Genomic DNA, 11489 nt, shown 5'->3' with positions numbered 1-11489 from the left:
GCTCTTTTAAAAAGTGAAGGTATTGATGCTAAAGTTCAATTAGAACCTAAAACCTCTGCATTTTTACACAATCCAAATTGGGGAACTCCAAACTATGACCACATTATTTTAGAGGGTGGAAAAATTGTTGTTACTCCTACTGAGTATGATTTGAAATTCCAATTTGCAAATAATAATGACAAAATCAAATTTACAAAACTTGTTGACCTTTATGCAAAAAAAGACTCTAAAGATCAAGAGGGGCTAATTTATAAATCATGGTGGCAACCATTTATACAAACAGATAAAATTGAAGGATACCAAATGTTAATCTCTCACCTAGTTAAAAATGGAGATTTTGAGGCTAACGTTCTAACTCTTCCTAAAAATTCAAAAGCTTTCGTTGATTTTATGAAAAAAGGATCCGACTTAAAAGTTACAACTCAAGAAGTTTGGGTAAATCCTGCTTTCTATAGATTTATGGAAGGAGACTATAAATAGAATAAAAAAAATCCCAAGAGATTAAACTTTCAAAGGTTGTATCTCTTGGGATTTCTATTTTTTATAATTTTAAAATTATTTTTTGAAAAACTCTATTAACTTACACTTTTTCTTTATAAATTTGATAGATTCTATTTTTTTCCTCTTCTCTAAATTCTTTTTGATTTTCCCAATTTATTTTAGTTATATCTATTGCAAATTTAGGATACTTGTTACAAATATCTATCGCTTCTTGAGTTAATATAAATTTATGTCTTGCATAATAGTCTGATGCATCTCTACCTATAATCATAGATGTCATTATCATCAATCTATCTGCAATACTAAACGGTTCTAATTCAATAGGCAGGTGTCTAATCATATTATGATATTTTACAAAAAAGTCCCCATCATTATAATATAGTCTTAGTTTAATCCAGAACGCCAATTTATCAAAGAATCCCATATCATAAATAGATAGCTCTGTATCTGTGATATTTATCATATTTGAGGCACATCTTGGGCTTTTTAAATATTTAATTCTAGCTTCTTCTGCAAACCAGTTATTCATAACTTCTCCAAATAATCCCATATGATAATTTGAATCCATCTCATGACCAACTTCATGACCAACAACCCATGAAGATGCAAAGTTTGCTAAACTTTTATTTAAAATCGCTAATGAACTATTTGCATATGCTGTATAAGCTCCTGCATAACATCCTCCTGCGTGTGGGTTAGCCGTTCCTCCTTCCCACATAAGTCTTCTATATGGTACTGCATTTTCAAAATATGTAGCAGCCTCTGCTATATAGTATAAAAAGTCTAAGAACTCATCTAAAGTTGCTACTCTATCTGTTAAACTTCCATGCGGAATATTCTCTCTTATCCAATCATATTTTATAGCTGATGTAAAGTTCTTTCCTTCAATATATGCTGTATTTGAACTTACATGAGGATCTTCCATATAAGTTAAATTTCTCTCTTTACTATAAAACTCCTCTTCAGTTGTAAATCCATATTTATAATGTAATCCAGTTACATTGTCTGTAGTGTAAAGTTTTATTTCCTCTTCTCTTCCACCCTTACTTCCACCATTTATAAATACGTGACCTGTTTTATCTCCAAGGTTAACTATATTGATTCCTTTTTTAATATAAAAAGTAAGCTCACTTATAGGCTTATGGTCTGCTAAGCTTAACTCTAGTCTCAGATCTTTATTACTTATAAAAACGTGATCTGTATTTGGATAAATATAGTAAGGAGTTGGATAAGTTCTTCCAGTTGTACTTGTTTTTAATTTTGTAAAATAATAAGATACATCATGTTCTAAAGCTTTTAATGTAAAGATATCATATCCTATTTCACCATCATTGTTTAAAATATTCTCTGCTATTTTTAACTTTGTAGATGCTACACTTATATTTGACGATACTTTTCCTTTTAATCTTCTTACTAAATCTTTAGTTACATTTGAGTTTAATTTTGTAAATGTATCTTGATCTTTAAATAGATTTTCAATTGTTTCATGCAGTTTATTATAAACATTGAACTCAACTTTATTTAAAATAATTTGAGATCTAGCAGTTCTTTGGAATACAATACGTATCTCTTTTGCTAAAATTGGAGCAAATTCAATTTCAAATACAGATGTTGGAGAGTTATTTTCATAATTTAATACTCTTTCCCATCTATTTTCATTTTCTCCTCTATAGAAAACTGAGGCGTTATAAATCTTTCCTGTATTTTGTCCAGATAGATTACTTAAAATATTTAATCCATTAAATATTTTTTTGTTTTGGAATCTAAATACCATCTCTCCCAACTCTAGACTTTGATAGTACGTTTCTGAGTTTCCATCTAAAATATTTTCCAATCCATTTTTCTCTAAACATGTTGTTTCTAAAGCTATTAAACTACTTGGATAAATATTTGAGATATCCTCGTTATTATATAATTCTTTTTGGTTTATAACTTTAAACTCTCCACTTCTAACTTTCCATTTTTCATCTTCATCTAAAATTAACTGTATCTTTGGCTCTTTTAAAATCTTCTCGCTAAAAGTTCCTATAACTTTTTTATTTTCTAAATCTATATTTAAATTTAAATCTTTAATTAATCTCTCATTTCCAAAAGAATCTTTAAAATACACTGAAACCTCTATAATTTTTTCAGGAAGTTCTTCAAAATTAATCTCTAGTCCATTGGCTATTAAAAATTCACTATTTATTACTTGGAACTCTATTGGCTTTAATGTTTTCTCTATATATAATTTTTTTGCTAAAATTAATTTATCTAAATACTCTTGATTATATAGATCTTTTGATAAAAGATTAGATATCTCTTCCATCGTTACTGTATCTTTTAGTTCTAGACACTCTGAAGTTTTAAATAAACTATTTATTTTTTCTTCTAAAAGATTATATATAAATACTTCTATCTCATTTATTAAAGTCCAGTTGTTTTCTCCTTGTTGGAAATCAAACCAAATTTCATCCGTTAAATATTTTTCCCCTTTAATTTCTAGCCAATTATTTGAATACTCTCCTCTTTCAAGACTTCCTAAGTCTACCCAAGTTTCATCAAAACTATTTTTTAAAGAGATTTTATATTTTTGTAAAAACCCAGACGTACTACTTCTATAACTCATAACTCTTCCAGCTTCAATTAACATTGGTTTATTTAATTTTAAATAAACATATGCACCAGGCGTTTTTCTAAAGTGCACTTGTCCTGTTAAATCTCCATCAAATAGATTTTCTATATTAGCAAATCCACCATTTAAAGCTGAATTTCTTATTGTAAAATCCATTCTTTTTAATCTTGTATCAATATCTTCATCAATTGAAAACTCCTCAAAATTATAGCAGTTTGTTTTTATTTGATAAATTTTTTGAATACCATAGCTTTGAGATTTTCCAAAGATTACTAATGAAGCCTTATCTGTCATAATTTTTTCAAATTCTAACCTAATATTATCACCTAAAACTTCAAACTCTAACTCTTTTTCTCTTTCATATCCCAATGTATCTATATATTTTAAGTGAATTTTAGAGATTTCTCCCTCTGTTATAAACTCCACTCTATCAAAAATTGTTACTTCTTTTAATGGAATTTCAAACTCTTCTGAATCTACACTTTCAAATAAAAATTTAGCTAACTGCACTTTTTTTATAAGAGCAGAATCTTTTTTTACTAAAGATTCTAAATTTAAAATCTCATCTAAAGTTATTCCATCTCTTAACTCCATAAAAGTTCCATCTTTAAATAATTTATCTACATCATATTTCAATGTATTCAATGGACAAATCTGAATCTCATTTACTAAAGCCCAACTGCTTTCAGCTTCCGTTATTCTTATTTTAACTTCATCCGTTAAGTACGCACTATTTTTTACTGTTGACCAGTTATTTATAAAATCTTCTGTTTTATAATTTCCAAAATCTACCCACTCACTTGTTAAAGTATTTTTTACAAAAATCGAGTAAGCTTTTATCATTCCAGGTTCTATACTTCTAAAACTATATAAATTTATTCTCTCTAAAAGTGTTTCTCTGTTTAGCTTTATTGTTATATCAGAGTATTCTTTAAAACTTTTAGAACGATAATCTGTATTTATATTTCCATCAAAAGCTCTTTGAATAGAGTATGAATTTGATGTAGGATATGATTCGACTATCTCTATCTCTTCAAACAATAGGTATGAATCTATATCATTATATATTGAAAACTCTTTTAAAGGGTAAGTATTAGCACTAACTGATAAGATTGAACTTACACCATAGACTTTAACTGCAACATTATCTCCATGTAATTTCGGTAGATTTAAACTAAATTTATCAACACTTTGCTCTAAATAATCAAATGTTTTTTCGATTCTAGTTCCAAATACATCCTTGTATTCAAATACTATCCTCTCAATATCTCCAACAACTTCTAAATCAAGTCTATCAAATATAACTTCTTTATCAATAGAAACTATTTCTGTAATTGGATTTATATTTTTAAAATATAGTTCTAAAGCAACTGCTATTAGCTCCTTTAAATCCTCTGAATTAGTTGTTCTTTCTTTTAAAGCTTTAATTAATTTGTATGTTACATTCTCTTTTAGTGTCGTATAACTTTCATCTGTAAATAGATTCTTTATTTCAGCTTCTAATAAACTATATCTGTTTATTGAAAGTTCATTTATTAAAGCCCAGCTTCTGTCAGCTTCTAAAACTCTTATACATATCTCATCTGTTAAATATGGTTCATTTTTTAAAATATACATCTCTCTTATAAACTCTTGAACCTCTAAATATCCTAACTCAAGCCACTTTTTAGATACTGTATCTCTTATTAAAATCAAAGCTTTTTTAATTAGTCCAGTCACTCCACTTGGACTATCAAATCTAAAGCTCGTAATTCCAACCTCATCTATTATTGAGGGTCTATTTAATTTTACATTTATGTCTAAGGGATTGCTAAATCCTCTTGAACGGAAATCTGTCTTTACATTTCCATCAAACATATTTGAAAGTGGATAACTCTCATGCACATTTTCACAACTTACAACCACTTCATCGTATGATAATCTTTGATCTAAATCCTCTATTAAAACGAAATCCTCTATTGAATGTTCAGTAAATTTTATATTATTTAAATTTTTTGCTCCATAAACCTCTAATTTAATACCTCTTGTATAAGCATATCCATTAAGATTTATTGCGCCCTTATTTTCTAAAATATTTATAACACAGTCGTTAACTTGTAAATTATGATATGTATCATAATAATTTAAAATAACTTTCTCTAACTTTCCATCAATATCAAATTCTATTGCTGAAAATATTTTTAGCTCTTCAAAATCTATCTCTATACACTTTGGAGGTACTCCATCATAGTATAATTCAAAAGCTTTATTTATTAAATCTCTATACTCTTGTGACGTAGTAACTAAATCAGATAACTCTTTTATCTCTTCAAAAGTTACATCACTTCTTAATATTGTTTGCCACTGATCTGCAAAAAGATAATCTATTCTTGCTCCTAGCGTACTATAGTTTAATATTTCAACTTCATTAATACAAACCCAACTTCTATCTGACTCATAAACTCTTAATATTATTTCATCTGTTAAAGCTGGAGCAAATTTTAACTCACGCCATTCATCGTTATACTCTTCAACAAGATAGTTTCCTAAAGATACTGAAGTTTCACTACTTAAATCTTTAGCCAATACTTCAAATCTTTTTATAGATCCTGATGTAAAACTTGGATTAAATCTTGTACTTAAAATTCTAAATTTATCAATTATTTTTAAACTATCCAATTTAAAATTATAATCATGATGACCACTGTAAGTACTACTCATATGTGATTCAGTTCTTTCATTTTCATCTAACATATTTGTCACTGGAAAGTTTGGATTTTCATTCAAAGTTGTTATTTCTATAATATCTTTAGATATTTTTCTTTCTCTATCCTCTAATATTGCAAAATCACCAAATGGATATTCATTAAAAGTTAAATCTCTTATGTTAGTTACTCCATACAGTTGAATATACAGATCTTTTGTTAAGAATTTAGATGTACTAATAGTTATAGTTTCTCCATTTTGAATTAATGGAGCAGCTAATTTTCTATTTTCATTATCTGTACTTAAATATCCGATATAGTTTTTCTCTATAATGCCATCTACTTTAAATTGAATACCATCTATAACTTTTAAAGTTTCAAAGTTTAATTCTAGTGTCACTGGAGTTTTATCTTTATAGTACAGATCTTCAGCTTTATTTAAAAGATCCATATACTCTTTAGTTAACTTTACTTTTTTCTTTAAGTTTTGAATATCCCAATAAGTAACACCCTCTTTTAAAGAATCTAAATTATCGTTTAAAAATAGATTTTTTATATCTTTTTCTAAAAGACTATATCTATATATTTCAATCTCATTTATACATATCCAATTTCTATCTGATTCATAAACTCTTAACACAATCTCATCTGTTAAAGCTGGCGCAAACTCTAATTCACGCCATTCGTCGTTATACTCTTCAACAGTGTAACTTCCTAAAGACACTAAATTTTCACTACTTAAATCTTTATTAAAAATTTCAAATCTTTTTATTGAACCAGATGTAAAACTTGAGTTAAATCTTGTACTTAAAATTCTAAATTTATCTACCATTTTTAAGCTATCTAATTTAAAATTATAATCATGGTAACTTGTATATGTTCCACTCATATGAGATTCACTTCTTTCATTTCCATCTAGCATATTCGTTAATGGAAACTTTGGATTCTCATTTAATGTTATTATTTCTATATTTTCCTTATTTACTTTTTTTTCTACATCTTCAGTTAAAGAAAATTCTTCTAAAGCGTATTCACTGTATCTGAATTCAATAGGATCAGTTACCCCATATATTTCAATAGTTATCTCTTTTGCTAAAATTTTAGGAATCTCTAAAAATTTGTTCTCTCTTTCTTCTCTTATAGGAGTTGATATTTTTACTCTTTTATTATCCGAATTAATATAACTAATATTATATGTTTCTATCTCTCCAAAAGTTTTAAAACTTAAATTATCTACTACTTTTAGTTCTTCAAAAGAGTAATTCAAAACCCCAGGTATCTCTCTACTTAAATATATATTTAAAGCTTTATCTAAAAGTTCTTTATAATACTGTGTATTTACAACCTTTTCTTTTAAATTAATTATATCCCAATATGTAACTTGAGATTTTATATCTGTCATAGATTCATCTGTAAATAGATTTAAAATATCTCTTTCTAATGTTGAATATTTATATAACTCTATCTCATTTATATACGCCCATTTATTTTCTGAATCCTCTATAATTAAAGTAATCTCTTTTGTTAAATATGGGTCTGTTTTTATTGTCATCCACTCATTTTTAAACTCATCTACAATATAAGTACCAGCTTCAACCCAAGAATCATCCATAGGATTTTTTACTAGAACCTTAAATTTTTTTATAAGTCCTGATGTGCTTCCTCTATAACTTAAAATTTTTGCACAGTCAACTAATCTTTCTTCTGGTAGAACTATATGAACCCAACCATAATTTGTATATTTTTTTAATTGTGCTTCAGAGTTTATATTTCCATCAAATGCTCTCGATATAGGTTTTGTAGCCTCTGCTGGAGATGTGTTTACTATAAGCTCTTCAAAAGAAAATTTTCTTTCTAAATCCTCATTTAAACTAAAATCCTCTATAGGATAATTTCTAACTTCAACATTTCTAATATTTTGAACTTCTGCAACCTCAATTGACAACTCTTTAACTATTGTTTTATTAAAATTCAAAGTTACTAACCCTTGAATCTGCTCTACTAGAAACTCTTGTGTTTTTTCATTACCAAAACCATCTAAATATTTTAAAATAACTTTTTCTATAGTTTCATCGCATAAAAAACTTATTCTATCAATTATACTCAAAGTTTGAACTATTTTACTTATATAACTGTTTCTTAGCATCTTTTCAACTCCCGTAAATTAATCTCTTTTTAAAATCTCATTAAATCTTCTTGTTTCTTCTAAATGATACTCTCTTTGATTTTCATAATTTATTAAATTTATATCTATATGAATAGGTGGATATTTTCCACATTTTTCTACAGTTTCTTCAGTCAACTTGTATACCTCTTTAAAGTAAATAGATATATTTCTTTCTAAAACTTGAGATGCTACTAAAACTAAATTATCTAATGATTGCTCTGATAATCCTCTAATTATTTTGGGCATCAATCTTTCTGTTCCATAAACTAATCTAATTTTTGACCAAATCTCTAAAATTGAATCCTCTACAGTAGGTTGTGTTCTTAAATATCTTATATTTAGCTCTTGCTTTAATAAAAACTTTAGTACTTCACCTATCTCATTTCCTACAATCTCTTCATTAATAAACATTTCTCCAATTAAATTACAAAAATCTTCATTAATACAATTTTTTATATCTTTATTAAAAAACTTCTCAGGAGAATTTGCAAAACTTAAATAGCTTCCTAACTCTGTATTTTCAAAAGTTGGTTTTATATCTAGTTCTTTTCCCTCTAAAAAAATAGTTTTAAAAAATAATATATTTTGGCTGTATACATCTGTTCTTTCCATTAAGAAATAGATATACTCTAAAATTGTATCCAGATTTTCAATTCCTTGTATAAATTCACTTTCATTAAAATTATCTACTATATAATTTTTAGATAGATAAGCATTAAAATTTTTCCCTTCTACAAAAAATTTATCTTTATAATTTTTATTTTTTATAATTTGAGAAAATTTATTATGACCTATTTTAAAATGCATACTCTCTTCTAAATTATAGACAGCTATCTCAGCATCTACTCTATTATTTATTAGACAAAGCTCACCTGAAACATCTTTTGAATAAACTATATTCATGCCCTTTCCAAGTCTTATTTTTTTATACTTTATCTCTTTTCCAAAATCATTTATTACGTAGGCATCTACTGCTTTATCTGATATTAAAAGAATATCTTTTTGTTTTTGTACAAAAACTTTTAATGGTGCTATAAAAAGTTGTTTATTACTTTTCAATTCTTCAAAAAATGTTTCTGCTGAGATATCTCTTTCTGAACTTGAAACTTTTATAGTTTTAACGCTATTTATTGAGCCATTTAAACGAATATATTTTCCAACCTCACATAACTCCCCTATAAAATTGTAAGCGCTATTTGCTAGTTTAAAATCCCTTATATCCTTTAATGAATGCTCATCTTTTATTTTGTCACAATTTATAGTTTCAAATAATCCTAGTAATTTTTCATTTAAATCCTCTCTAACATAAAACTCAATATTATTTAACGCTACTTTTTTATTAGTCGAGCTATGAACTCTCAAACATATTTCTTTTGCTAAAATAGGTTCAAATTTTGCTATTCTAATACCTTTAGAAGAATAGATATTTGATATATACGTACTTCTCCACTCTTTTGCTGAGCTATCATTTTTGTATAAAAGTTCATACTTAGTTATTTTTCCATCATCGTTTGTTGGATGATTTGTAAAGAAATCTATTCTTTCTAATACTGTACTTTCTAAAAACTCAAAGTAAATATCTTTAGGATATTTTCCATCCACTGTTGAAAGAAATAGTGTCTCTTTATCATTATCAACAATATGTTGTAAACTATTTTCTCCATCTGCTATTAATTCGCTTGAAACTTTAATTAAATTTTTGTTCATTGCCCCTCCTTTTTAAAACTTATATGAAATAATTTTACAAAATTATATATAACAAGTCAATTTTTAATTATTAAAATATATTTTTTTATTAATATTTTTATAGTTAAACTTTGTATTTAAAGAACTTTTATGGTATTATTTGTTAATATATATTTTTTATATAAATATTTTTCTAATAAAATGATATTATAATTTAATTAACTTTTTTGATTTTTTATTACATGGAGGTGTTTTTTTATGCAAATTTTTTGGTATGATGATCAAAAAAATGTTTCTAATTATTTTGAAAATATTATTAAAGATGGAAGTGTTGACCAAACTTCCTTAATTCAAAATATAATAGATTCCCATATAGGAGAAGAAATAAAAGTACCCACAGGAACTTATTTAATAACACATTTAAATATTCCTAATGGAACTTTTTTAAAAGGTGAATTTAATACTATCTTCAAAAGTTTTTCTGATACTAATATTATTAGAATTCTTTCAAGTGTAAACTGTCTTATTGAAAATATTCATGTTCTTGGAGCCAATGAAATAATCAGACCTAAAATCTCAGGAACACAAGTTGGATGGTATCTAGACAACTGCTTGTCAGTTACTTTAAATAACTGTTCTGCTAGTGGTTGTAATGATTCCGGTATAAAAATTAAAAATACAGGAGCACAATCAGCTCCTCAATATTATAAAATACCAATTTTAAATAATTTTAAAGCTTATAGAAATTATATCGGTATAAAAAATGATGTAAGAGGTGAATACTGCCAACTTAATGGATGTATAGCTGGTGAAAATCATATTGGATACTTCACTGGCGGTGGAAACAATATGGCTTCTAATTGTCAATTTAATCGAAATCAAAATGGTGCAAGAATCGTTGGTGGAGTAACTGATGGAGTAAGTTATCCCAATAACTCTCACGCTTCATTTAGTGGATGTCAATTTAATCATAACATTGATGAATCTATTAGATTTGAAAATGTAGAGGTTGGTTATATGCTTAATGGATGTCAATTTTTTGATGGAGAAATAATTTTTAAAGGTAAAACTAAAGGAGTTATTATAAATGGTAGTGAAGGTGGAACTTGGAGTATAAATAGTGATTCTAAAGAACAAAACCTAATTACAAACTCTTTTTTCTATACAAGCCCTTCAGGAAATTGGGCCACTACAATTATTCATAAAAATAATATTGGATCTGGTGCAATTATAGAGGATAATAGCTCACCCTCTTTAGATCAAACCTCTTTAATTTTTAAGGCTAGATATGACCTTTTCAGAACTTCAAACAGAGGTGTTAACAGTTGGAGAAGTGGAGGTCCTCACATATTTTGGGGATCTAAAGATATTGTTGTACCACCTAATAAATATGTAGGTTATGTTTTAATTAGATTAGAAAATTGCAATACCACTTTTGAAAAAGAGTGTTTTTTAGCTGCTATTGATGCATCTACAGAGATTTGTATCGATATTTTAGCTAAAAATTATCTACCCGAAATAATTAATTTAGATGGAGTAAAATATGCTTCAATACCTGTAAAAAAACAATTTAGTACTCATATATTCTTTATAGCTGGAGTTAATAGAGGAGCTTCTAGCAGTGAAGCTGGAATGGCATATGGACGAATTTCATCAACTAATAACTTTGCTTATTTTTCTGATAGAACTCCATCTTTAGAACAAAAAATTACTTTAAACACAAGTTCAATAAATTGTGAATTAGTTATTTGTCAAGATTATAAATAATTACAATAATTTTTTATAAAAAATAGCAGCTCACAAAATAACGTGAGCTGCTTTTCTTTTCCCTTCATAA

Annotated in this window: 3 protein-coding genes and 1 pseudogene; 2 read left to right on the top strand and 2 right to left on the bottom strand. The window is 26.8% G+C overall.

Annotation, left to right across the window (positions count from 1 at the left end; translation table 11 throughout):
* Nucleotides 1-480: pseudogene (locus tag Q0V08_RS07650) on the top strand (hypothetical protein); the annotation flags it as partial.
* 100 nt (nt 481-580) lie between these two features.
* Here Q0V08_RS07650 and Q0V08_RS07645 read toward each other — a convergent pair.
* Nucleotides 581-7945 (bottom strand): discoidin domain-containing protein, encoded by a 7365-nt coding sequence (locus Q0V08_RS07645; RefSeq protein WP_297433605.1) that lies wholly within the window; start codon nt 7943-7945, stop codon nt 581-583.
* Nucleotides 7946-7963: 18 nt separating this feature from the next.
* The gene (locus Q0V08_RS07640) at nt 7964-9673 is read right to left on the bottom strand and encodes a hypothetical protein (protein WP_297433603.1); all 1710 of its coding nucleotides are present in this window, start codon (nt 9671-9673) and stop codon (nt 7964-7966) included.
* Between the two features lie 237 nt (nt 9674-9910).
* Between Q0V08_RS07640 and Q0V08_RS07635 the strand changes: the two genes are divergently transcribed.
* Nucleotides 9911-11419: a hypothetical protein gene (locus Q0V08_RS07635; RefSeq protein WP_297433601.1), complete on the top strand. Its 1509-nt coding sequence runs from the start codon at nt 9911-9913 to the stop codon at nt 11417-11419.
* Nucleotides 11420-11489: the final 70 nt, after the last annotated feature.

Source organism: uncultured Cetobacterium sp. (assembly GCF_947038635.1).
In the GTDB taxonomy this organism is placed as follows: domain Bacteria; phylum Fusobacteriota; class Fusobacteriia; order Fusobacteriales; family Fusobacteriaceae; genus Cetobacterium_A.
This window is presented reverse-complemented; position numbering and strand designations above follow the sequence as displayed.